Here is a 22,409-nt window from a genome sequence, read left to right as displayed (position 1 = left end):
GCCGGAGCGAGGTTGATTAAAAAGTCAGTTTATTCAGACGTATATATCGGGAAGAACGGGAAGGTTCAGTGGAGTTACCGTGTCATTACCAAAAATTGCATACCGCTCGCGCCCCAGATATTTCCCACCCTGAACTGAAGCACTGCCGTTCTGTATTTTTATTCCGAACATTCGATACACGTACATGCCATTTACTTCGTGAGCCATCAGCCCGAATCTGCCCAGCGGAACATAGCCGCTGCCGATGCTCACGGTATTTTTCGAAGGCGTCCAGAGTTGATTGAGGTAAACGAAAGGCCGCCTTGTCGTCGAAAACGTGCAAGCCCCGGCTGCATTGAAGATGTTTAGCCCGGTGCCCGGCTGCGGCGCCACACCACTGGCGAAGATGACAATATCTATCGTGCCGGTCGTCGGAGCGTCATCGTTGGTGGATGGAGGGCTGAAGAACCTGACCGTGTTGCCATCGAAATCGACGGTGTTAACGCTATTGCAGCGCCCAAAGACAATATATTTGGACTTGTCGTACCCCGCTATCGTGGGAACTGCCCAGCCGCCTGTGGGGACATTGACGGTCCCCTTCCAGATACACTGCCCTGACTGCGTGGCATTGGTTATTGAGGTGAAGTCAGTGCTGTTGCTGATTAGCAGCCCCACCCCACTACGCTGGCCTGACGGAAATATCTGCCAGAGACTTCCGGGGAACGTGTACGTACTTTCACGCTCACTGATGCTTACATCCTTCATCGTTGAGTTCTGCGTCACGCGTCCACCGGATATGGTGACCGAGTTCATTTTATGAAGCAGCCCTGAATCAAGATAAGCCGTCGCGTGAGGGATAAACAGCACCTGCGCCCCGGAAACATAACCGGCAACATCAGCGTACTTGGCTTTCTGGTAGCCACTGTCAAAGTTGGCCCCAAATGACGGGCACCGCAGGCCCGCCGTGATCTCCATTCGTTTTCCACCGTCATTAAGTTCTATCAATAATCCTGTCGGCATTTTATGTCCATGTCCCCAGTACGATGCGACCTCCACCCGGAATATTAATGGTTACGCCATTACCATTAATCACCGTTGTGTTGCCGGAGCCATTGAAAGAAAAATTACCGTTTGTGGCGTAAATCGAGCCGCGAACGGTCACGTTGTTAAACGTCGCGTAGCCAGATTTGTTGATGTGCCAGCCAACGTTCCCGGTGCCGTCCCAGGTTGAAGATTGGATATAGCTGCCGATCTTGGCGTTTCCAATCGTCCCGTCTCCAATGACCGTGTTCCGGATTATGGTCTGCCCGTTCTGGATAACGAACGGAAGCGTAACGGTCGCTCCTGCCTGGTGAGTAACGGCGAAGCGGTCAGCCAGGAAGATAACCTGCGACTGCATGCCGGACGGCGTATTCTCCACACCTATTCCCATCCCTGCGGCGTAGTACTGGCCGTTGCTGGATAACCCGACCTTGATGCTGTACATCGCCTTCAGGTCCCCGTTGACGTTCGCAATGGCCTGCGCGTTGGTGGTGATCGCTGAAGTATGCCCGTTGACGGTTGCCGTGATGCTGTTTACCTGCGTGGCCATAGCCTGCTGGTAATCGGAGAACGTCTGGTTCAGGCTGTTGATGGATGCCTTGTTGCCGTTCACGTCAGTCTGCAAACTCAGCAGCGAGCGCGCCGTCGCCTCCTTCTCGTTGACGATCACCTCATCAATGCGGTCCAGCTGCGCGCTGTTACCGGCGACGGATGCAGACAGCGTTTTGCGCGCCGCTACCTGCGCCAGGTTGCCCTGAATAATCGCGATGGCGGAGTTCTTCACTCCTCCCGTCATGCCGTCCATAGACACGCTGATGTTATCGATTCGCTGACCCAGTGCGGTATCGGCCGTCGCTACTGTCTGCTCAAGCTCGTTCAGAGAAGAAGACACATCTCCGACCTTGCTCGACAGGTTTGTAACGCTGGTCTGAACCTTCCCGATATCCTGGGCATTTTGGGCAATTTTCTGCGCCTGTTGCTCCAGTTCGTCGTTGGCCTGTTTGATGTCGTCAGCCATGCCAGCAATTTTTTCATTGCTGTCCACCGCGTTCTCGATCAGGTCTTTGAACGTATCGGAGCCTTTCATGTCCTCCAGGATTGCATCGGTGATGTCGGATACATCGATGCTGGCCTGCCCGCGCACAAACTCTGTATACCCTGATTCGTTTCCGCTGCGGTCCACCAGCTGCGCGCGGTACCAGAAAATTTGCCCTGCCTTTAGGCCCATCTGCTGATACTTGCGCTGCGGAAAGGGTACGTCTGCCAGCAGCATCACATCGTCTTCCGTCCCGGTCAGGCTGTACTGAATTTCCGTCTTCAGCGTGTCGTCGGTATTCGCGGGGAATCCCCAGCTCAGCTCAATACCGAATACCACGTTTTCAGAAGCGATGAAGCCGACCGGCTTCGGTGGATTGCCCACTTTCCCCGTCAGCGTTTTCTCTTCTGAATAGCCCCATCCGGACGAGATTTCTGCGGCATTGATTGCGCGTACGCGCACTAGGTAGCGCCCTGCATAAATCCCGGGGACGTCGAATGACGTGGTGGAGCTGCGCGGCACGTTAACCCAGTTCCCGTCGTTGCGGCGCCATTGCGCTTCATAGGCGATAGCGTTCTGCGCTTGGTCCCAGCTCACGCGCATCGTTTCGACGCTGATATTTTGCTGTACCACAGAAAACGAGCTGATCACGATGTTCGCAGGCGGCGACTGGTTGCCCGGCGGGATCACGCTCACCGGCCGCTGGTCAATGATGGCTCCCGTATCAATGCGATCGAATTTATCCGGATCGTGATTTGCACCGACGATTGTGAACGTGCCGTCATTATTATCAGTTACCGTAATAACGCGATACTGCTGTGCGTAGAGCTCATCAGACTCAATGCCCCATACGGCCTCAGCCACAGGCGTTTCGCTGTAAGCAGTCGTAACGGTTACTTTATTGCCCCTTATCGACTGGATGGTGCGTGACTGCGAAACCCCTGATGGCAGATTGACAATCATCCTGTCGTCCGAAGATGCATCCGGTGCCCTGTCCAGCGTCAAAACACGACCATTCACCGCAGAAACACGGCCGCCAAGGTCACGTCCGGAAAGATTTCGGTCGGCTACAGCAATTACATAGCCAGGCTGTGGAATGTTACCGTCTTCCCCTACATTGAAAGTAACAACGCGATCTTTGTTATTGGTGAGGATCCCCCATCGCCCCTTTCGGTTCGCCTCCGATTGCCGGGTACAACCAATAGCTGTTATCTCAAGTTGATTAAAACCATAACGCGAAACCAGCGCCTGTTCAAAAACAGGTTCCATCGCATCAGAATAGGCGTTATCAGGATCAGACCAGGATACGAGCGCATTGGTATAACGGTTCTTTGTGGTGCTGCTGGAATAGGTAAACCGGCCATCGATAACGTTCGCATGAGTGTATGTAAAATCAACATCCCTCGGCATGTCCGCCAGCGCAACAATCTGGTCGTCGCCCCAGTAGGTCATCCCGCGGAAGATAGCAGCAAAATCACGCAGGACCGTATAAGCGTCGTTGCGTTCCTGAATGTATACGTTGCAGGTATAACGTGGTTCGGTGCCACTTCCGCCTTTGCCATCCGGCACCATCTGATCGCAATACTGTGCAACCTGGTAAAGTGTCCATTTGTCTATGTTCGCTGTTGTGAGACGATCCCCAAGCCCGAAACGGTCGCTAACCACCAGGTCGTAGAATATCCACGCAGGGTTATCTGTCCAGGCCCATTTGAATGTCCCAAGCCACGTACCGCTATAAGTTCTTGTTTCCGGGTCGTAAGTATCCGGTACGCGGATGACACGACCACGTGGTTCACAGGCAATTTGTGGAATAGAGCCATTGAACTGGCTGGAATCAAACTCAATGTACAACAGAGCTGTGTTTGGATAGCGCAGTTTGGCATCGATGACCTCTGTATAACTTTGGAGCGTCATCGTGTCGCCAATTTTGGCACTGTTTGCGTCAGCGGTAATTTTGCGCAGTCTGATGGTCCAGGTGCTGCCAGCTTTCGGTAAATCGATGCGATGGCTGCGTTCATAACCGGATGTGGTTTTCCCGGTCACGCTGGTATTGAGTACCGTCTGCCATGTGCCGCCGTCCGTCTGCAGGTCAATCGCGTAATTAACCGAGTAACCGACCAGATCGCCGTCGTCCTCCTGCTTGAAAAGCGAAGGCCATTTCAGGCGCAGGCGAACAGCTGAAAGCTGCGTATTAGTAAACGTGCGCGTCCACGCTGTAGCGCTCGATACCTCAGTTCCCACGTTGATTTCGTTTTCGGTACCGGGTATGCCCTGAATATATTTTTGCGCCTGAGTTCCCGCGCGAAATTCCCACGTAACGCCGCTGAAGTTTTGAGAGCCGTCAGCATTCTCAAGAGCCGTTCCGTCCAGGTAGATATCTTTCGCCGTCAGTTGCCCTGCAAACTCCCCCTCTCCCAGTGCAACGAGGATTTTTGCCTTTGCTACAGATTGCAGATCATCAGGCTGTTCGGTAGGGGTTCGGGAACTTGAGCTGCCGCCCTTGCGGCCTTTTATAGCGATTGCAGTTGCCATATTGCGCCCATAAAAAAAGCCACCCGAAGGTGGCCTGAAAGAAGGTGATTATTTATTGCTGATCTTCGACATAAATCCCGGCAGAAATAATCGCGCCGCCGATTCGCCGGCGGCCATAAAGAAGTGGTACCGGATTCCCCTGAGCTGTCGTGTTTGTTACTCCACCAAAGGCGTAGCTGGCTTGGTTATCCGCAGATTGCTTACTGGCGAGCCCGGTTGTCTGTGGAGAAAGCATCTGGACTACGCCGCCGATCGCCATTGATGCCCCAATCCCCGCCACAGCGCCCCATCCACCAGCGAAAGCGGTACCCCCAATCCCGATCGCGGCCCCTCCCGTAACGAACGCAGCAACAGCGACAAGGGCAACCCCGAGGATTGTCTGAAACACACCGGCTCGCTTACTGCCGATGATCACCGGCGCGATGCGGATTTCCTCTTTGCTCCTGTCCATACTGAGCTCATCGTTTAAGAGGTTTCGTTTCCCGCTGAATACCGCATAAGTTAAACCTCGTTGCTTACTGGTATTCAGGAAACGCTCAAAACCCGGCACGATAACGCTCAGGGCGCGGATGGCCTCTTTAGGTGAAGCTACTGACAAACGATATTCACGCCCGAAGGTGGCGCCTAGCACGCCGTACAATCGAATTGTGCGGACCGGCTCAACATTGAGTAATGCAGCCATTTTTCCCCCATAAAAACTGCCACAGGCGGTTATCAGAAACAGTCTTTAAAGCGCAGTATTTTCATTGTGCGCTCACGCCAGTAACCGCCATAAGGTACGCGCTGGCTCAGATGCCCATAAAGGTGATGCAGTAGCATGTTGCCTTCCAGCAGAATCCCCGCATGATTCCACTTATCAGCCTGAACCTGCATGATCACCATATCGCCAGGTTTTGGCGGCCCGTCGAATTCACGGAATCCGCACTCATACCAGCAATCCTGATAGAAGTTGTCCGGGTAGTCGTTTTCCCACCAGGGATAATCGACCCGGTAATCGTGAAGCTCTATCCCGTGTGTTTGCCGGTAATAGCTCATCACCAGACCCCAGCAGTCGAAGTGACCAAGCACAAACGGTCGCTCCAGCAGCGGCAGTTCTCCACGCGGCTGGATGGTCCGTAAATCCCCCTCCGGCCAGCTCACGATATGCCAGGGTAAAAGGGTTGCATCGCATTGCGCTTTATCCAGCTCGCTCGGTTGCGTCGTGGCATCTGGGTGACTGTGAGCGATGGCGATCACCTTCCCCCAGTCTTCTGCAGCTGCATAGTCTTCGGGGCAAAGTACAAAATTGTCCTCCGGCGCCGCGGCAAGATTCCGGCACGGGAAATAACGTTCAACACGGCTTTTCTGCGCCACCACGCCGCAACACTCGCGAGGATACTCAGCTGCAGCATGAGCCATAATCGCATCGATGGTTTTCTGACGCATATCAGCTCCTGATCAAAGACGTGCCAGGGAACCCACCGAACGGCAGTTCGTTGCCGTCTCCATGCCGGAGCTTACAGGCCGTAAGCGTGCTGTTGCATTCATCCAGAGAGGGGTCGCTCACCGGGTTGTTGTTTTTATCGAAATAGCGGGTTCCGGCATAGTCGCAGCCATCGCCGGTGCGATATTTATTCCGGATACACCAGGTACACAGAGAATGAAGTTGACGTGTAGGAATCATCTTTCCCTGTAACGACATCGGGCTATCGAGTACGAATTCGATACTTTCACCAGGAATTTCGCTTTTTTTTCCATCAATGTAGAAAACGCGTTTTCTGACCTGTTGTGGATCAGCTGTTGTATTACCTTCCGGGAAGTTCTTCGCGTCGAGATAATGCGAATAGGTATCATGGATAGTGACTTTCGCCTGTAGCATATCGTCATAAGCCAGGCACAGCGCTGTAATCTTGCTATCGATATCTGCAACCGTGAGCGTTGGCTGGGCGCTGTTGCCGTCTGTGGAGGCTTCAAGCCCTTCAATTTGATACGGCCAGGCGGCATATTCCTCCCCCTGCCACCAGATACTTTTCGCCTTCAGCTTTGATTCATTGCCACCAGCGGCAGCGATTTCTTCTTCTGTGTGCGGGAGGTTGTATGCGTGAAATCGCAGTACATCATCCACGCCGAACGTAGAGCCATCAACTTCGATAAGCCGGACTTTATTACCGGGCTCAAGGCTTTGATAGTCTGCTGTGATCATGGTGCGTACGCCTGTTTGAATGTTGCGGAAATGGTCAGAACGTTGCTGGATAAGGGCTGTGACTTGATTGATTCGGCCTCAATCCGGTAGAGCCCAGTTTCACCAACTGGCGATGTCCAGATGAATGACTTTGTAATGTGAGAACGAAAGAATTTCAGGGCCTGGAGCATGTCCGTTTTTTTGCCCGTTAGGGTTACAGGCCATGACTGCTTTTCAGGGTTGATGCCTTCCCCGGCAATCTGCTCATAGCCGTCGCCAAAGGTTGCAGAGCGCGTTTTTAGACTGAACGACCCTTCCATTCCCGACTGTATCTGTGTTCGCCAGGTGAATGTTTCGATTGCCACGTTTCCTCCGGGCATAAAAAAACCCGCCGAAGCGGGTTAAGTAGTGACTATAGATCAAAGATATTTTTTCTTTAAATCTTCGAGCCTGCTATTTTCTTGCTCAGTAAAGGCAGAAGCATCAAACAGCGCCTCTTTATCTGCACCATTTACTCTCGTTACTGTAACTGTGAAGACCGCGTCAGCTGGAGCATCAACCTGCCCCCATTCAGAAAACTTATTCGGAGCCAATGCCCAAGTAGCTTCTTCACCCGGCTCCAGCCCGCCCGCAATTTCGTAGTTAAAGTCTTTTTCCAGCCATGGAACTGAACGTCCATCGCTGGCTATCACTCCATTGAAGAACACTCGGGAAATAGCTTTATCAGTATTGTTTTTCACAACAAGGCGAATAATAGGTTGTGGCTTCCCATACTCTTCAGGTTCCAGGCTAAATCGAGATGATAGAACCTGTACTTTTTTGAGCTCTTCTTTGGCCTTCTCAGAATCAGCTTTTTTCTGTTCAAGCTCTTTGATTTCCTGAATTGCCTGCTCTTTCTGCTTAAGTTCCCTCTCGGCAGTAACTTGCTGAGCATAAGAAATGATTTCATCACCAGTTTTGCCAGACAAGGGTTCGCGCATCTTCTTGCTTAGGTCTTCTTTATCACTTTCCGACGATGCACGCATTAGGTCAGCCATGTTAATGTTACTGAACGCAACGACTTTTAAAGCGTTATCAAATTCATCCCGTTTATTTTCTGGAAGTGACTCTCTGACCTTGGCTATAGATGATTTCATTGCATCATCAGTTGATGAGTCAATTTTAGGTTTCTCGCACCCGGCCAATAAGAAAGAAAGCAATAACACACCGACAATTTTTTTCATGTCTCTATTCCATCAGTAAAAATTGGGATTAATCCTATCAGGTGTTAGCATAACGACAAAATTTGCTACTCAAATCATCTTGATTTCGTCGCATTCCAGATGAGGCCACCAGGCTGAAGTTGTTTCGCAATACCTGCCCGAACAGATTGATCAATAGTCTGCTTGTAAGCGCGAGAAACAGCATCGTTATTTGCAGAAGTCTGCTGCTGTGAATTTTGGTTTTGAACAACTACGGACGTTTGAATACTTACCCCACCGGCCGATGATGACTGAAGCCCATACATCGGAGCGTGGCCAACATAACCGCCATTTGCATAACCCTGTGCGCTTCGCATAAGTGAATAGAGGTTTCCAACCCCCAGCGCACTTGTTGCCTCTTTGGTAAAGACGAATTCACCGCCATGAACGACACCTTTTGGCTGATATTTTCCCCCATCTCCGGTATAGCCAACCGCGCCGCCCTTATCAAACTCAGGAATGTAACCACCTGACCAGGCCTGTATTCCGAAGAAATTACCTATTGCCGTTCCACCAAAGGCTGACTTCATTCCGTTGACCAATGCCAACTGCGTAAGCATTTGGGCGGTGCCCTTCAGGAAGGTAGACAGGAAATCTGAGAAGTTAGATTTACCTGTAGTAAAAAAGTCGGTGAGCGTGCTGGCCATCCCGGTGAACGCATTGCTGGTAATAGTCTGCACCTGCGAGTAAACATTGGTCGCGCTGTCCTCAAATTCAGCCCAGCCCTTTTTCGCGCCAGTCAGCCAGTCGCCACGTAACCGGTCCTCGGCATCATAGTAATCATTCGCCGCTTTAAGCTGCTTTTGATAACTCTCGTCGTCAAGCGTGCCGCCTGAGTTGATCCAGCCAGAAGCAAGCTGACTTTTCGCGAGTTCACGCTGAGCTAACCGATCGCTCATTCCAGCTCCACCAACCAAAGCAGCCTGTTTCTCAGCCATCTGCGTGACATATTTCTGAGAGGTATCCATTCGCTTGTTCAGCTGGTCCTGTGCGGTAATCTGATCACCTAACAGGGCTTTCTGCCGTGCCAACTGAAGCACCTGGTCTTTACTCGCCAGCAGGGATTGTTCCTGCTTCGTCAGTGAACGTGAACGCGAGGCTTCTTCCAGTACCTGAAATTTCGCCTCAGTGGTCCACAGATCTTTGCGCTGCTGGCTGATAGTGTCGTTCAGCCCTTTATGCTGCTGAAGAGCACGCAACTGCGCCTGAAGCGCCAGCAATTCGGCCTGAGCAGCGTCAGCACTGCGGTCGCCAGCAGATACAGTGCCCTGTTTTCCTGTTTTCGTTTTTTTGCCAAACGAAGCGACTGCTTCCCGATCCTTCTGAGTGGTCGCGGCGCTTATCTTGCGGGATGTATCGAGGTACTTGCCTGCGCTAATGTCAGCCGCGTCCCAGTCCTTTTTCAGCTGAGACACGCTGTTACCATAAGCGCCGGCCATTTGTTCGTTATAGTCCTGCCATCCCTGCAAAGTATCAGTTTTCGCCCAGTCAGGAACGAGATTAATCGCAGCCGCGATAGAAGAAGAAATAATCTGGTTCAGCTTCTGGAAAACTATCGCGACGCTGTAATAAATTGCGTTAAATTCCTTTAGCGTGTTTGATGCCAGTTCAGCCACCCACTGACCGATGCTCTGCATAGCCTCAGACGCCCATCCCTTGATATCAAGCCACAGGCGGCCAAATGGTGTCAGCGAGTCGTAAGCCTGCTCTCCGCGCTCTGCCATCGTGTCGCCAAACAAACCCATAGCTTGAGTAACGGCAGCGGTCTGGTCTTTCTGCTTAACTAGCTCGTCAATGTGCTTTAGCTGTGAAACGGTGAGAAAGTTGAATTGCTCATTAAGGTTCTGAAGAGCCTTAACCGGATCCTTTTCAATATCCTTATAAGCTTTGGTAATGTCCTGAGCCGAAACGATACCAGTTTCAACTGCCAGTGCTGTCGCTTTGGTAGCTTTCTCAAGCTGTTGCTGGGTCATTGAGCCGATACCAACCAGCTCTGTCATCAGACTCTGGACAGTGCCCACCGTAGCCCCGGTTGAAGCAGAGATTGACTGGGAGGATGCCATAATCTGTAGGGCTGACGTACCGGCTATGTTTCCGGTGCGGATGATAGCTTTATTGATTTCGTCATAGGCTGTGAAGTAGTCCGATCCCGCTTTTGCCGCAATCAGTACAGCGCCAGCCAGACCACCAATCGCAACACGCGCCGGGGTTACCATGGATAACATCGCTTTTAGCGCGTTCCCCACTCCGCCAAAGGAATCACGCAGCTGGCCACCCTGCTGGATAGCGACCATATAAACCGGCATACCGGAGGCCAGTGAGGTCACAATATCCGTCATTTGCATTGGCAGGTAACGCATGGCATTACGGTACTGCCCCGCACTGATAGCTCCAGATTTCCAGGACTCTTCCTGCTCTTTTAGTCGGGCAATCATTGGCGCAGCGCGATCCGATACGCCGAGCTGGGCCGCCGTCAGTTCGAGCAACTCTGCACGGGTTTTTCCGATTGCTGAAACCTGGTCCTCAAGTGAGTCGATAAAAGTTTTGCCTGCGGCAGCTGCCCGTTGTGCTGCCTGTGCCTGCTCAATGCGAGCACGGCCCTCCGCTGTTTCAGATTCCATGACCTGCGCTAGTTTCGCGCGGGTCGTCTCAAGCACGCTGTTGTAACGAGTAAAGTCCTCGTCACCCACCAGACCTTTGCTCCGGAATTTAGCCAGGCTTTCCTGAATGATATCCAGCTCGTCCAGCGCCTTGTTAACAGGGCTGATTTTATTCAGCAAGTTTTGCAGTTCCTGCCGTTGCTGTTTCAGGCTTTCGCTGTTTTTTTTCTGGTTGTCGATCCCGGTGCGGAACGTACTGTTCAGGTCATCCGCTTTACCTGCCGCGGCGGACGCAGACTCCTGAAAGCGATCCAGCGCCTGGTTGCCGCGCTCCAGTTCACTGGTATTTACGCGCAGCGAAATAGTAGCGATGTCGTTACTCATCCAGCACCCTCTTTATGCATAATTTTTAGCGCGGTTCGCTCCATTATCTGGAGATCGGAAAATGCGGTTACCTCGTCGTGTACGTTATGCAGACGCATTACCCAGGGAAGGACGTTGTAATCAAGCCCTGTTGCGCCGCCCATCCCCGTGCGCCACTGCGTACTGACGGACTGAAATACCAGAAATGAAGGCCAGACATCTGGCCAGACATCGATGTATTGATCGTCGTAATCATCCGGCGTGAGCCCATATGGTGCCAGCTCTTCCGCAGTGGGCTCAGGCGTATAGAACGCCGAGGCAACCGCTATCAGTTTTTTTCGCGCTGCCCCATCAGTTCGCGATAGTAGGTTTCAGGGATAGCCTTCATTGCAGCCGGATAGTTTTCCAGCAGCACCGAGAGATTTTCCGCGTTGAATGTATCGGGGAGCGCCCAGCCAGAAATAATTTCCATCAGAAAATCAGTGGCGGTTTTGCCTTCCAGTTTTTCCAGATCAGCAAGCTCTTTGAGTGGCTTATGATTAAACGTGAAGGTCAGCACGCCATCCTCATCGCCGGCGCGCGGGATCGAGACGTTGGCCTTAAAAGTTGGTTTGGGCTGGAGGGTGAATTTGGTAGCCATATTTTTCCCGTAGAGTTGTGGCCCCGAGTGGGGCCGGGATTAATTTGCAGCAGTAACGGTGACATCACAGGTCGCGGTTTTCGCGCCATCGGCGGTCGTACCTGTGACAGTGGCATTGCCTTCCGCAATACCACTGACCTTGCCAGAGGCATCAACCGTTGCGATCGATTCATCTGAAGATGTCCAGATCACCGTTTTATTGGTGGCGTTAGATGGTTCGACAGTAGCGATCAGCGTGGCGGTTGCCCCTTGTTTAATGCTCAGGGTTGGCCGATCCAGGCTGACGCCGGTTACCGCTACTGTCTCAGTTTTTCCCGAGTCGACCTTGTAGAAGGTCATTGCAGGCGATTGCAGGTTCAGCACGACGCTTACCGTTTCGACTTCGTTCACCGCCGTGGCCGGCGTGTCGTCAAAAGATGCCGTGGCCGCCCAGTAACGGTTCTCCTTCGCCTTCGGTACGTACATGTACGCCGCCACAGTCTCTTCGTCTTCGTCCAGCTGGCGCAGAAGCGGATAAACCGGCAGAGTTGAGTCGTGAGCAATCGAATAAGTCTGAGAGACAGCGGATTTATAGGTATTCAGGTTGCGCTGGCGATCATCGCTGAGGAACTGAATCTGCGTGGTGTTCTGATCACCACCGGATTTCGATACCTCAGTGATTTGTGGCAGTTCGGTCCATTCTTCAATTTTGCGAATAGAGCCGGAACCGCCACCCGCCGCGTATTTGTTTTTGTTGGTGGTATTGATGTTGCGAAGAGTGACAGCATTCTCCGCAATCGCGTCGATTTTCGCGATAACGTTATCAATACCCGACCAGTTGCAGTTCACGTGAACGATATCGCCGACCGCAATATCGTCCGCGGCGCTGACGGTGATCACCGCGTGCTCAGCATTCGTCGCGCCGGTGAAAGTAATGGCCGGGCCATAGCCCGACGCCAGATAAACATGAGCGCCGTTAGGCAGTGCAAAGCCCATAATGGTTTCTCCTTCAGAAACGGGAAAACCGGCTCAAGGCCGGTCAGTTGTGGGACATCACTGAGGGAATCAGTTGGTGATGTCTGCCCTATAATTCAGGCTGACAGGAACGGAGTAGGACACAGGTGTAGGGACCCCGCGGAATATGCCAGGCGCGCTGCCAATCCAGCAGGTAAAATCTTTGCCTGCAATTTCCAGCCCCTCGGGGAACAATTCCGCTACTCTGCCAGCCAGGGCAACGACGGAGGTACGGCCGGAGCCGGCTGGCGCCACGACATTAATCTGGTACACGCCTGAATAAGTCCGGCAGCGCAATCCGAGATCGATTGTTCTCGGCGTAACAGGCATATCGTGAACGGCCAGGTACATCTCGTTAGCAGGAGGTGTAAACGGCACGTTCTCCCATGCAACAGAAATGCCCTCGGCATCGGCCCAGGTACCCAGTCTGGCGGCCAGTGCAGATGCAATATCAGGAATCACCTGGACACCTCCTTGACAGCTTCCTCAAAGAAGCGTTGAAACTCAGCAGCGGTTATACGGACCATTCCGCTCGGTGCCTGTGTGGAATGCCCCATTTCAAGCGGGTATGCATACGGGACGTTGTTGCAGAAATAAATGGCCTTCATCCCGACTTTGAACAGTGACAGCGTGTAGTTCCCGGCTGCTTTTGTCAGGTCGCCGGTCTTGTCTATTCGCCCTGTTTCATCAGCTGTCGGAGCATCAAACGATACCTGCCAGTTACCGCGAAAGCGTCCGCCCGTATACCCCGGCGGTGCTTTGATATCCATCCCATCCACCACCCGAGCTTTTTTCTTCAGTCGCCCGGTTTTGGTCAGGTTGTCGGGATTTGCCCGCTGCGCCTCGTTATGGTCGTAAACAGCGCGATTATAGGAAACGGCTGTCTGGTTAACTTCCCACAACTCCGGGTTGCCCACTGGGGACATCATCACCAGTTGGTTAAGTATTTTAATACCAACCGTGCGCACCACAGCTTCTTGATTCGCTTTGGCCTTATTGACGAAGGCTGTGATTTCAGCGAGGAATGCCGTGTTCTCGCCCATGTTAAGCCCTTAGTTGCGCTTTGTAGCAGAGAACCAGCGAGGCAGGTTTTGCAGGGTTGGGGTTCACAATGCGGTAGGTTGTGCCGTCTATATCAACCACATCGCCGATTTTAATTTCGTGCTCTGCGGTAAAGACGATTCGAACATCACCGTTTACGATGACTGTTCCGTCTATCTCACCGGGTGCGTATTCCGTTTTAACGCCGATCGCAGTGAACTGAACATCATCCGTTTTATGCTCGACTCCACCGATAACCGTTACTGAACCCTTGCGGGTGACGTTGTATAACGCTCCGTTCTGCATGAGCATACGCGTTGTTCTGGCCTGCATACGTAGGTAATCAATCGCCATATCAGGCCCTCTCTGCAAATGCATTAATGGCGTAACCACGACCACCAGCAAGGTCGCCCAGCAGCGCCATGACAGCAGGATATGACGGTGTAAAGACTTCGCCATCTGCGACCGCATAGGTCATCGTGACAGCGCCTTCCACACGTTCAGTCTTCACAGCGGCTTCGCGCACGCTGGAGAGTAAATCGCCGTCGATTGCCTCTACCGCCAGCATGCACTGCGCGGTTATAACCTGCCGTGGAACCCCATCCGACGGGAAATTATGTTCATCCAGAACGACATTCACGCGTGGCCATGCCAGAGCCTGTCTCGGGTCAGCTTTTGAGCCAACCCAGTCCAGACCTTCCAGATAATCCATGGCCTTAATCAACAAAGGTGTGAGCTTGTCGGGCAGTTCAATGCCGCGTATTTCCGCAAATGAGGCAAGATCCTCTTCACTGGCGTAGCTGTTGGCATCAGGAGAGGTGATATCGGTATTGACCATCGAATCATCCTGTTTATGGGGCTTTCGCCCCATTCGTTATTCCCCGGAAGGAGCAGTGAAGGTGATCTCATCAGTGGTTTTCGCCACTCCTTCAATCGTGCCGGTTACCGTGAAGGTGCCAGCAACGTCTGATGTGAGTTTCACCGTTGCACCACCAGCAGAGCCGGTTTGAGAACTGGCCGTGCTAAGCGTGCCGCCTGTAGACGTCCACACGACGGTTTTACCGGATACACCGGAGCCGTTCAGCGTGTACTTCAGAGAAACAGTTACCGCATCTGTGCTGTCAGCGGTTGCGGAGGTTTTATCCGCTGACAGCGTTACTCCCCCACTGCGGATTCCAGTTTGATCAGCACGCCTGCCGTTGATTTGTTGCTGGTGAAGTGCTTCTTCCAGTTGCCAGCAGTGCCGATGGCGGTCAGGTCAGGGTTATCACCTTTGGCGGTATCCCAGCTGTAGCCCAGCAGATCAACGTTCACCACGCCTTCAGCGCGATAGCCAACCGCAAGGTTTTCCTGATCGTTGATATCGTAGGAACGGAAGCCCGGCGCCTGAGACTCGGTAACGGTCACTGCGCCGGCTACCAGCCCAAGGATCGCATCAGCATCCATGGTGTCCGTCACCAGCACTGGTTTACCAAGCGTGCCCGGCTGCCCACCGTAAACTACTACGCCCGCTTCTTCGTAGATTTTGTTGGCAATCGCCTCATCCACAATGTCGAAGTAGGTCGCGGAGTGCATCACGAACAGAACCACTCGGTTAAACTTGTCGCCATATTTGCGCAGGCCACGCGTCAGGGTCTTTTTACCGTCGGTCTCAATGTCGGCGGTTACGACCATGTCGGCGTTAGCACCAATCGCCGCAGTCAGCGCTTTCAGGCCATATTTCACATAGCCTTCCAGCGTGGCATCTGCGACATCAACGCCGATCACTTCGGAGAACTCATCAACGGAGCGGCCACGGCGTTTAAAGGCCTCTTCCGTGGTTTCATACGGACCGTATTTCCACGGTGCTTTAACGGATACCGCTTCACCGGCACCGATTTTTTTACCTGTGACTTTATCGACAGAGTTCACATTGCGCGATTCAATGGAACCGCCAACTTTGTAGAAGGCGCGTTTACGGAAGTCGCCTTCAATCAGTTCGTTATCCAGCAAAATCGCACCGTTGGAGGAGGCGTTGAACACTTCCAGATTGTCCTGGCGACGCTCAAGAAACGCGGTCTGCGCCAGATCGTCATAAATAACCAGGTCGGTATTAACAGTCGTTGCCATGGTTTAAATCCCTTATTTCGGAAGTTTGAGGAAGGCCTGCTGGCCGTGTTTGCGGATGTAGTCCGCTTTGTCGCTGGCGCTCATTTCGGAACGTTTCAGGCTTCCACCACCGTTTGGCTTGTGTCCGCCCGCGCCCGTGCCTTCTGCGCGAGGGAACAGATGCGGAGCCGTCTCCTTGAGTGACTCCGCCCACTCAAGCGGGCTTAGTGGGGTTTTGCCGTCTTTGCCGAACAGAACATCGCCATTTGCATCAACCGCTATGGCCTCGCCTTCGTCGTTGAGCTGGAATGTGCCTTTGGCACGCAGAATCAGATCGTCAGAAGCTTCAGGCAGCGCGCCCGCTTTAGAGGCTGCTGCCCGGATTGCATCCCCGAGGACCCGATCCCGGAATTTGTTGGAGAACGCTTCAGCTTTTTCCGCGCGCTCGTTTGCCGCTTTGATCTGCTTATCAACGTCAGCACGCAGACGCTCGGTACGCTTATCCAGCACCTCGTCAATTTTTCCGGCGGCGATAAGCTTCGCCTCTTCATCGTCAGAAAAACGCTGGAGAATGCCGCGTACAGCGTCTGGGTCGATACCGTCAAAACGTGACAGGTTTTCTTTTTGCTGCTTGATGGTGCCCAGCAGCTCAGAGTTTTTTGTTTTCAGGCCTGTAACTTCATTGGTCACACGCTCATCAATCAGCTTCTGGATTTCGGGGGTGATTTCGATACCGCCACCACCATTGCCCTCACCGCCGCTTTCAGGTGCGTAATATTTCAGAAGCATGTTTCGAATTAACATAATTTCCCCTCGGGATTTAGTCGGGCCTCGCCCATAAAAAAGCCCCGGCGGATGCCAGGGCGTGTAGAAAGTGATGGTTGTCAGGTTCAAGGACCTGATAGATGCTTAAGACGTTCCAGGCTGATCCACTCGCCTTTGTCAGTGAACATATCAGCCAGGTCGATTTCACCCGCGCGGAACAGACGGCCACGCTCGGCCCCCAGGACCTGATCCTGCCTTTGAGCTGGCTGACGCGCGAGCCATTCAAGATACGTGGTTTTAGCAGGTACCTGCCCATCCATGCTGGCACGAGTGCCCTCGTCCATCTCATCAATATCAATGCCGAGTTCGCGCCAGGACTTGATAATCAGGGTTTCAGTAGAACGGCAGCAGAAATGAATTTTCCCGGGCCCTTGCAGGTAAGGTATTTTGTGCCCGATCGGTTTATTATCCAGGGTGTAGCGCAGCAGGTCGCGAATAATGCAGTCGTGGCTTGTTTTATTGTCCAGCGTAGACAGCCACTGCTTACCCTTTACGATATCACTGTTGGCGCTGGTGAAGCTGTTGCGCGCGGTGGCAGCAAGATGATTCACGGCTGTTTTAGCGATGCTTGCGGCGTTTGCCCTGCTCATCTGGAGCGCGCCGTCGCGATAATCTTTATTCGCATGACCCCGCACGCTTCTGGCGATGGTTTCAACCGTGTCGCCAGCAAGATAGCCACGGCGTACAGCGTTTACGATCCGCGCCAGCCTGTCCGACTCGAGATTCTCCGCCCACTCGCTCAGCAGGCGCCCCTGAAATGGCTGAGCCATCGCCGCGGCATAAACCATATCGGCGGTGATTCCCTGTAGCGGGTAGCGTGCCAGCATCTGTGAGGGAAGAAGGGAATCGAACAGGCTCAGCTGATAACTGACCTCGTTCCTGCAAAGCGCCAGCAATTCCCCTTCCAGCCCGGACTGCATCGAAGCGACAGCCTGATGATTAAGTTCGCGTACGCTGCCGAGCAAGCTTTCCAGACGTGTAACCGTGAAGCTATCAGCCGGGAGCCGATCCAGTGCATCCAGCAGACGGGCAGACAGTTCTGAGTCCGTCTCGTTAAGCAACTTCACCATCCGGTTAGCCACGCCCGTCGCATAGCGGCTAATCCAGACAGAATGGGCAATGGCCTCATCCCGCAAACTTTCGTTGACTGTTGCCATATCATCCCCCGGTCAATGAGGGAGCCTGATTGCGGAGCGCATCAATCACATCATCCGGGCTGTCTGCCGGGTTGATGAGGTCGAGTTTCTGAAGCGCCCGAATCATGTCAGTATCGCGCAGCGCGCCGGACTGCCAGGCGCTCACAATGGCGGTGACCATCCCGGATTCGGCAACCTTCGCTATAAATTCCTGGTTGATGATGTAAGCTGGCTCATCCCCATTAATGCCCAGGTACTTTGCACACCAGCCCAGCGCCAGCGTGTAAGCCTCAGAAACGTTCGAAACGCAGATACCTAGCACCGATGTTGATGATGTCTGCTCACCGCTCGCCTGGGTAGCAGTCTTGGCCGTGGCGTTCTGCTCAATCAGTCGGGCGCCCAGCTGCACCATGTAATCGCGCTTGCTGTCCATGGCCTCTTTAGCCAGCATGTTCGGCTGCGCCTGGGCATAGCCAAACGAGCCATCTTTAGGAAGCAAAAGCGGTGATCGGGAACCAATTTTCACGCCCTTCTTTTCGAGGTGATCGCGCCAGTTGGTATCAAGCCCAGTCATATACGGCTGCACCTGACCACAGAACCACACGCTGTCCTCATAGTCAGCGCTGTTTCGATAATGGCCATGGTTTATCTCCACAAGCGCGGCCAGCGGTGAATCATCGATAGTGGGATCGTTGTTCTGAGCACCGACAAAGGTGAACGGGATTTCATCCCAGTATTCCTTTCCTTTAGGCTTCGGATGATATTCGCTGTCGACGGCATAGGTTCCGCTTGCAGTGCCACCTGCCAGGCGCCATACACGGCAGATAAACTTCCCTTCTTCCAGCGCCAGCTCGCGGTACTGAATTTCGTCCTTGTAAGCGTAACCATCCGGCTCTTCTACGCATTCGCGCAGGACCACCAGCACCAGCTGATCGCGTCCGTTAATGCGCTTCGTTCGCCAGTTAATGATGTTCTCTGTCGGATAGCGGAGAATGATCGCTTCGTCTGATGCCTCTGCATAGTCAACATAAAGCCCATCTCGCGCCACCTCCAGCACGTTCTCGACCACCAGCTGTGACTGCTGATAAATGCTGGTACCCGCCCCGTCAGCATTATCCAGCAGGTATTTCAGCTTCTCAGGGCCGTTAAACGTTGGGTCTTTGCGATACGCCATGCCAAGCATGCCGATCTTCGTATTGCCAGCAATGGCGTAGAACACCGCACGGCTTAGATAATCCTCATTGCGCTTGCGATTGCGCGTGGATTTATCGGTTGGATCGAGATAAGGCAGATACTTATTGCCCGCCGCTTTTACGGCCTCAGCTCCTTTGCAAAAGTCTCTGTATTTCCGCCAGGCAGCAGAAGCCGCCCGATGTTCTGGTCGAACCCAGGTGATGTCGTCGTTTGCCATATCAGAAAGTGGTGTCCATGGTGATTGAGTATGCCGGTTTCACGATGGGGTAATCCTTCACAATAAAGTACCCACCAGCATCATTGGGGTGATCGTTATCCGCTGATTTATCCGGTTCGCCATTGGCCGCCCAGATTTGCTGCTCGAGGCTTTCGGTATAAACCGGGCAGTTCTGGACGTTCACCAGATAGCGGCGTTCGCCGTTGGCGTTACAGAACATGGCGTTCATCGAGTTAATGCGGTCCTTAACAGGAGGGTTTGCATCATCAACGATGACGCTGAATCCGGCATCATTAAGCTGGGCAATATCGGTCTTGCTGGCGTTCTGCGATTTGCGGGAGTCGCCTGACGCATCCGGATAGATGTAAATCTCCCGGCTCTTCACGTAGCAACCATCCTCGTAGCGCCAGAACTCTTCCTGTATACGCTTAATCATCGCTGGCGTGTCGTAGACCTTCACCAGCTCGCGAACCGCGCGCGGTAGCCCGTTACGCTTTACGTGAACAATCGCGGCCATTTTTCCAACGTTGAAGTCCATACCGATAAACAGCGGATCCCCATCCTGAATCTCGTCAGAACAGTTGTTCAGCTTACGGTTAAAGGTGTGGTAAATGGTCCCGCTGTTGAGGTTCGTAAACTTCCCGCGCAGGTAAGCCTGAATCAGTTCATCAGGATAAGAACTCAGCAGCGACGGGATGTAATCCGGGGGCAGGTTTTTCGCGTTGTCGAACGTACTGGCCTGTATCAGACCGTACAGAGCAGAAAGCTCGGGCTTTTCACGCACCGCCTTCACGAACTGCTGGTAAACGAATTTGAAGCCTTCCGGCGTTGTGGTGACATCGATGCCGTTACGCAACCCATCGACCTTGTAACGCATACGGGCTATGATTTTTCGCCATGCCTGTTGCGCTTTGGCTGCCGCCATAACGTCCAGCTCATCAACCATCGCGTTACCAATTTTGAAACCGACTATCGAGCCGGGCTTCTCCATTGAGCGGCAGATTGTTGTCCCGCGGTACCGTCGCCCCTCGTAGAAGTGAACTTCTTTATTCCCCTCATTGATTTTGACGCTCAGTCCCCAGTCAAAAGCCACCTCTTCAATAGTCGGGTAGAAGATGTCACGAATCTGCGGGTACGTCGGCGCGAAATAACCCTGGTTAATTTTAGGGTGCTCCCACATCCCCTTACAGATGCCGCCACAACCCACCCACGTCTTACCGGAACCGAACCCAGCAACGTAGGCTTTGAATTTGTGCTGCATCGCGAGGAAACGCGCCTGAGGAATGTTAAGTGTCGGGCTGATCCCCATCTTCCGCCCTCGCGTCCACTACGTTGATATTGATCTGCACTGGAGTCGGTTCGTCATCATCACCATCACCGGCCAGCTCTTTGCGGAGTTTTTCCACTTCCAGCTGCCGGCGGTCGATTTCGATTTGCTGGAGACGCTGCGCGAATTCGCTATCCGCCAGGCCAAGCCGCTTCATTACCGCTTCAAACATTCGCTCACGGCTGATAGTGGTTATCTCGACGCCATTCTTGCCGATCTTTACGCCGGAGTAAGCGAGCCGAGAAGTTGCCGGGAGCTTGCGTGTATCCGGGAAATAAGGCTGGCCGATGCCGTCACCGTTACAGCGCGGACAGCCAGGATTAGGCTCTCTGGTGTGATCGTAGCCATAGCCGCCTGTATCTTGCGGCAGCCTTGCCCCTTCCCTTCCCTCCGCCTTTGCTGTTTCCTCTTCGAACTCTACAGCGTCACGCCACTGATAGTGGTGGCCGAAGCCCCAGCAGTAACGACACGCACCGCGGCGATACTGCGAAAGTTGGTTTGCATCGAAGGTGGCAAGCTGCCACATCTGTGCGAGGACTTCATCGGCACTGCCAAGCGTGCGCTCAATGGAGGCTTTTTGCTGCTGCGCAATTGCCTGCGCAACGTTAGGATTCGCTATTAGCTGACGACCATAGTTTGGGTCACTATAGCCAGCACGTGCAGCGGCTGCCGTGGCGTTATTATCCTTCAGGTATTCAGCAATAAAGTGCTTTACCTTCGCGCTTAGCTTTATAGCCACCAGCTCATCTGCGCTTTTATCATTCTGCGCAGTGCGCACTATCTTTTGCGGGTAATTTTTTGTATTTTGCGAAGCAGTTTTCTTGATATAGCGGCGAGCAGTTACATAATTAAGATTATGTGTCTCGCACCATTTCTTAGGGGATATGCCAGTAGCAGCGTGATCAGACAGGAACCGCTTCTGCAGCTCGCCCCAGTCCGGCTTAGCCATTGTCACCTCTAAACTAAATGAACTTTAGACGTCACTCAGAGCTTCAGTGTTTGAAGCAAGGAAGTATTTTTCTCAAAGAAATCTTGAAATGAGGATTTAAGCTTACGAAATATGTATAACTATGATGATGTTCACAAAATCAAGGCCAATCTCGAGTGGATATTGCATCATGCCTCTGCCCGGTCACATTTGCGCACTGAGCATGACCAATTAGTGATTTCCGATCTAATGGAACTCATCCAGACTTATGAAACTCTTATGGACCTTGTAAGCAAATTTGGTGCTTCCGCCTTAAATTCGGAAATCATAGCGGGTCTATCAATCACAGAAGAATTCATTGCTAAAGTTAAGCGGAATGAGGGTGCGATGTGAGCGACCAACACATTGTGAGGCGATTGATTTGTGTTTTGAAGCTTCAAACTGGTGGATTGCAGTTTGAAGCTTGGGCTATTTAATTGCCGTACATCCGATTGAAAAGCGCATTTTTCATCGCATCAGAATCAATCGGATCCAGGTTTAACCAGGTCAATGTCTCTTGGTTCTTTTCTGCATTGAAATCAGAAAACACACCATGGATATCACCGTTATCAGGTGAGTAGAGAACAGCAATATTCTGTTCTGGACAACTATGAGGTTTACACCCTGACAGTGCAATATACTTTTTGCCTGCAACTGTAACTTCGGTTGATGGCGTGCTTGTGCCACCACTTTTTACCCATTCAGGTAATTTGTTTTTACTAATAAGCTGGGAGTAGCTTTTAGAGGTGCTTTTTGCACTGGCGAAGTCAGAGAGATACTGCCCCTCGTCAGCAACAGCACTGAACGAAACCAAAGCTATAGCAGCGATAATCACTTTAACCTTCATGTTATTCCTCGTTCCATAAAAACACTTCAACTCTATACCTTTGCCGTCGCTATGTCAGCCTTATTGATAATCAGAGTATTTAATGATACTGCCCAGCACAAATGGTTAGGTAAGGATTATCTTAATCACTAGCGCTTATGCTTGTTGATTACTGGTTGACTGCCAAGCTCTTCAAGACTCT

At 52.5% G+C, this 22,409-nt stretch carries 23 protein-coding genes; all 23 read right to left on the bottom strand.

Annotation, left to right across the window (positions count from 1 at the left end):
• Positions 1–33: 33 nt before the first annotated feature.
• Positions 34–999 carry a DUF6453 family protein gene (locus tag INF61_RS05525; RefSeq protein WP_193547598.1) on the bottom strand — a complete coding sequence of 322 codons (966 nt, stop codon included), beginning with the start codon at positions 997–999 and terminating at the stop codon, positions 34–36.
• A gap of 1 nt (position 1,000) precedes the next feature.
• Complete coding sequence (locus INF61_RS05520) at positions 1,001–4,588, bottom strand: phage tail protein (RefSeq protein ID WP_193547597.1); 3,588 nt, start codon at positions 4,586–4,588, stop codon at positions 1,001–1,003.
• Positions 4,589–4,640: 52 nt separating this feature from the next.
• Positions 4,641–5,270 carry a tail assembly protein gene (locus tag INF61_RS05515; RefSeq protein WP_059294648.1) on the bottom strand — a complete coding sequence of 210 codons (630 nt, stop codon included), beginning with the start codon at positions 5,268–5,270 and terminating at the stop codon, positions 4,641–4,643.
• Between the two features lie 32 nt (positions 5,271–5,302).
• Positions 5,303–6,013, bottom strand: coding sequence for a C40 family peptidase (locus tag INF61_RS05510; protein ID WP_045336364.1), 711 nt, complete (start codon positions 6,011–6,013; stop codon positions 5,303–5,305).
• A 1-nt stretch (position 6,014) separates the two neighbouring features.
• Positions 6,015–6,770: a phage minor tail protein L gene (locus INF61_RS05505; RefSeq protein ID WP_193547596.1), complete on the bottom strand. Its 756-nt coding sequence runs from the start codon at positions 6,768–6,770 to the stop codon at positions 6,015–6,017.
• On the bottom strand, positions 6,767–7,114 hold the full coding sequence (locus INF61_RS05500) for a phage tail protein (protein ID WP_193547595.1): 348 nt from the start codon (positions 7,112–7,114) through the stop codon (positions 6,767–6,769). Before INF61_RS05500 ends, INF61_RS05505 begins: the two co-directional genes overlap by 4 nt.
• A gap of 54 nt (positions 7,115–7,168) precedes the next feature.
• Positions 7,169–7,972 (bottom strand): DUF6694 family lipoprotein, encoded by an 804-nt coding sequence (locus tag INF61_RS05495; protein ID WP_045629657.1) that lies wholly within the window; start codon positions 7,970–7,972, stop codon positions 7,169–7,171.
• Between the two features lie 74 nt (positions 7,973–8,046).
• Positions 8,047–10,974 (bottom strand): phage tail tape measure protein, encoded by a 2,928-nt coding sequence (locus tag INF61_RS05490; protein WP_193547594.1) that lies wholly within the window; start codon positions 10,972–10,974, stop codon positions 8,047–8,049.
• Positions 10,971–11,234: a DUF1799 domain-containing protein gene (locus INF61_RS05485; protein WP_047056315.1), complete on the bottom strand. Its 264-nt coding sequence runs from the start codon at positions 11,232–11,234 to the stop codon at positions 10,971–10,973. Before INF61_RS05485 ends, INF61_RS05490 begins: the two co-directional genes overlap by 4 nt.
• A gap of 47 nt (positions 11,235–11,281) precedes the next feature.
• Entirely contained in the window at positions 11,282–11,593 is a 312-nt protein-coding gene (locus INF61_RS05480) for a phage tail assembly chaperone (protein ID WP_038419624.1), read from the bottom strand.
• A 39-nt stretch (positions 11,594–11,632) separates the two neighbouring features.
• A complete protein-coding gene (locus INF61_RS05475; RefSeq protein ID WP_047056312.1) occupies positions 11,633–12,568 on the bottom strand; it encodes a phage tail tube protein in 936 nt (311 codons plus the stop codon).
• A gap of 69 nt (positions 12,569–12,637) precedes the next feature.
• Positions 12,638–13,048, bottom strand: a complete 411-nt coding sequence (locus INF61_RS05470; RefSeq protein WP_032654534.1) for a DUF4128 domain-containing protein — start codon at positions 13,046–13,048, stop codon at positions 12,638–12,640.
• Positions 13,045–13,629, bottom strand: a complete 585-nt coding sequence (locus INF61_RS05465) for a hypothetical protein (protein ID WP_047055324.1) — start codon at positions 13,627–13,629, stop codon at positions 13,045–13,047. The genes INF61_RS05470 and INF61_RS05465 overlap by 4 nt, the downstream gene beginning before the upstream one ends.
• 1 nt (position 13,630) lies before the next feature.
• Positions 13,631–13,981, bottom strand: coding sequence for a hypothetical protein (locus INF61_RS05460; protein ID WP_193547593.1), 351 nt, complete (start codon positions 13,979–13,981; stop codon positions 13,631–13,633).
• Position 13,982: 1 nt separating this feature from the next.
• A complete protein-coding gene (locus INF61_RS05455) occupies positions 13,983–14,465 on the bottom strand; it encodes a DnaT-like ssDNA-binding protein (protein WP_193547592.1) in 483 nt (160 codons plus the stop codon).
• 36 nt (positions 14,466–14,501) lie between these two features.
• Entirely contained in the window at positions 14,502–14,780 is a 279-nt protein-coding gene (locus INF61_RS05450) for an Ig-like domain-containing protein (protein ID WP_227413451.1), read from the bottom strand.
• A gap of 2 nt (positions 14,781–14,782) precedes the next feature.
• Positions 14,783–15,736: a major capsid protein gene (locus tag INF61_RS05445; protein WP_015570929.1), complete on the bottom strand. Its 954-nt coding sequence runs from the start codon at positions 15,734–15,736 to the stop codon at positions 14,783–14,785.
• A 12-nt stretch (positions 15,737–15,748) separates the two neighbouring features.
• Positions 15,749–16,519 (bottom strand): hypothetical protein, encoded by a 771-nt coding sequence (locus INF61_RS05440; protein WP_193547591.1) that lies wholly within the window; start codon positions 16,517–16,519, stop codon positions 15,749–15,751.
• An 86-nt stretch (positions 16,520–16,605) separates the two neighbouring features.
• Positions 16,606–17,697 (bottom strand): phage minor head protein, encoded by a 1,092-nt coding sequence (locus INF61_RS05435; protein WP_193547590.1) that lies wholly within the window; start codon positions 17,695–17,697, stop codon positions 16,606–16,608.
• A 1-nt stretch (position 17,698) separates the two neighbouring features.
• Positions 17,699–19,087: a DUF4055 domain-containing protein gene (locus INF61_RS05430; protein ID WP_193547589.1), complete on the bottom strand. Its 1,389-nt coding sequence runs from the start codon at positions 19,085–19,087 to the stop codon at positions 17,699–17,701.
• Between the two features lies 1 nt (position 19,088).
• Positions 19,089–20,396: a terminase large subunit domain-containing protein gene (locus tag INF61_RS05425; RefSeq protein WP_193547588.1), complete on the bottom strand. Its 1,308-nt coding sequence runs from the start codon at positions 20,394–20,396 to the stop codon at positions 19,089–19,091.
• Positions 20,374–21,363, bottom strand: coding sequence for a terminase small subunit (locus tag INF61_RS05420; protein WP_193547587.1), 990 nt, complete (start codon positions 21,361–21,363; stop codon positions 20,374–20,376). The genes INF61_RS05425 and INF61_RS05420 overlap by 23 nt, the downstream gene beginning before the upstream one ends.
• 451 nt (positions 21,364–21,814) lie before the next feature.
• Positions 21,815–22,228: an Ivy family c-type lysozyme inhibitor gene (locus INF61_RS05415; protein ID WP_131636763.1), complete on the bottom strand. Its 414-nt coding sequence runs from the start codon at positions 22,226–22,228 to the stop codon at positions 21,815–21,817.
• Positions 22,229–22,409 lie beyond the last annotated feature (181 nt).

The sequence above is a fragment of the Enterobacter cloacae complex sp. P18RS genome, from assembly GCF_014982105.1.
Taxonomy (GTDB): domain Bacteria; phylum Pseudomonadota; class Gammaproteobacteria; order Enterobacterales; family Enterobacteriaceae; genus Enterobacter; species Enterobacter hormaechei_C.
Note: the sequence above shows the minus strand (reverse complement) of the source record. Positions and strands in the feature narration are given on the sequence as shown.

What these genes read in the sequence shown, in the direction of transcription:
- INF61_RS05525 (WP_193547598.1), bottom strand. Translation starts at nt 999, where the DNA reads ATGCCGACAGGATTATTGATAGAACTTAATGACGGTGGAAAACGAATG.
- INF61_RS05520 (WP_193547597.1), bottom strand. Translation starts at nt 4,588, where the DNA reads ATGGCAACTGCAATCGCTATAAAAGGCCGCAAGGGCGGCAGCTCAAGT.
- INF61_RS05515 (WP_059294648.1), bottom strand. Translation starts at nt 5,270, where the DNA reads ATGGCTGCATTACTCAATGTTGAGCCGGTCCGCACAATTCGATTGTAC.
- INF61_RS05510 (WP_045336364.1), bottom strand. Translation starts at nt 6,013, where the DNA reads ATGCGTCAGAAAACCATCGATGCGATTATGGCTCATGCTGCAGCTGAG.
- INF61_RS05505 (WP_193547596.1), bottom strand. Translation starts at nt 6,770, where the DNA reads ATGATCACAGCAGACTATCAAAGCCTTGAGCCCGGTAATAAAGTCCGG.
- INF61_RS05495 (WP_045629657.1), bottom strand. Translation starts at nt 7,972, where the DNA reads ATGAAAAAAATTGTCGGTGTGTTATTGCTTTCTTTCTTATTGGCCGGG.
- INF61_RS05490 (WP_193547594.1), bottom strand. Translation starts at nt 10,974, where the DNA reads ATGAGTAACGACATCGCTACTATTTCGCTGCGCGTAAATACCAGTGAA.
- INF61_RS05480 (WP_038419624.1), bottom strand. Translation starts at nt 11,593, where the DNA reads ATGGCTACCAAATTCACCCTCCAGCCCAAACCAACTTTTAAGGCCAAC.
- INF61_RS05475 (WP_047056312.1), bottom strand. Translation starts at nt 12,568, where the DNA reads ATGGGCTTTGCACTGCCTAACGGCGCTCATGTTTATCTGGCGTCGGGC.
- INF61_RS05465 (WP_047055324.1), bottom strand. Translation starts at nt 13,629, where the DNA reads ATGGGCGAGAACACGGCATTCCTCGCTGAAATCACAGCCTTCGTCAAT.
- INF61_RS05460 (WP_193547593.1), bottom strand. Translation starts at nt 13,981, where the DNA reads ATGGCGATTGATTACCTACGTATGCAGGCCAGAACAACGCGTATGCTC.
- INF61_RS05455 (WP_193547592.1), bottom strand. Translation starts at nt 14,465, where the DNA reads ATGGTCAATACCGATATCACCTCTCCTGATGCCAACAGCTACGCCAGT.
- INF61_RS05445 (WP_015570929.1), bottom strand. Translation starts at nt 15,736, where the DNA reads ATGGCAACGACTGTTAATACCGACCTGGTTATTTATGACGATCTGGCG.
- INF61_RS05440 (WP_193547591.1), bottom strand. Translation starts at nt 16,519, where the DNA reads ATGTTAATTCGAAACATGCTTCTGAAATATTACGCACCTGAAAGCGGC.
- INF61_RS05435 (WP_193547590.1), bottom strand. Translation starts at nt 17,697, where the DNA reads ATGGCAACAGTCAACGAAAGTTTGCGGGATGAGGCCATTGCCCATTCT.
- INF61_RS05430 (WP_193547589.1), bottom strand. Translation starts at nt 19,087, where the DNA reads ATGGCAAACGACGACATCACCTGGGTTCGACCAGAACATCGGGCGGCT.
- INF61_RS05425 (WP_193547588.1), bottom strand. Translation starts at nt 20,396, where the DNA reads ATGGGGATCAGCCCGACACTTAACATTCCTCAGGCGCGTTTCCTCGCG.
- INF61_RS05420 (WP_193547587.1), bottom strand. Translation starts at nt 21,363, where the DNA reads ATGGCTAAGCCGGACTGGGGCGAGCTGCAGAAGCGGTTCCTGTCTGAT.
- INF61_RS05415 (WP_131636763.1), bottom strand. Translation starts at nt 22,228, where the DNA reads ATGAAGGTTAAAGTGATTATCGCTGCTATAGCTTTGGTTTCGTTCAGT.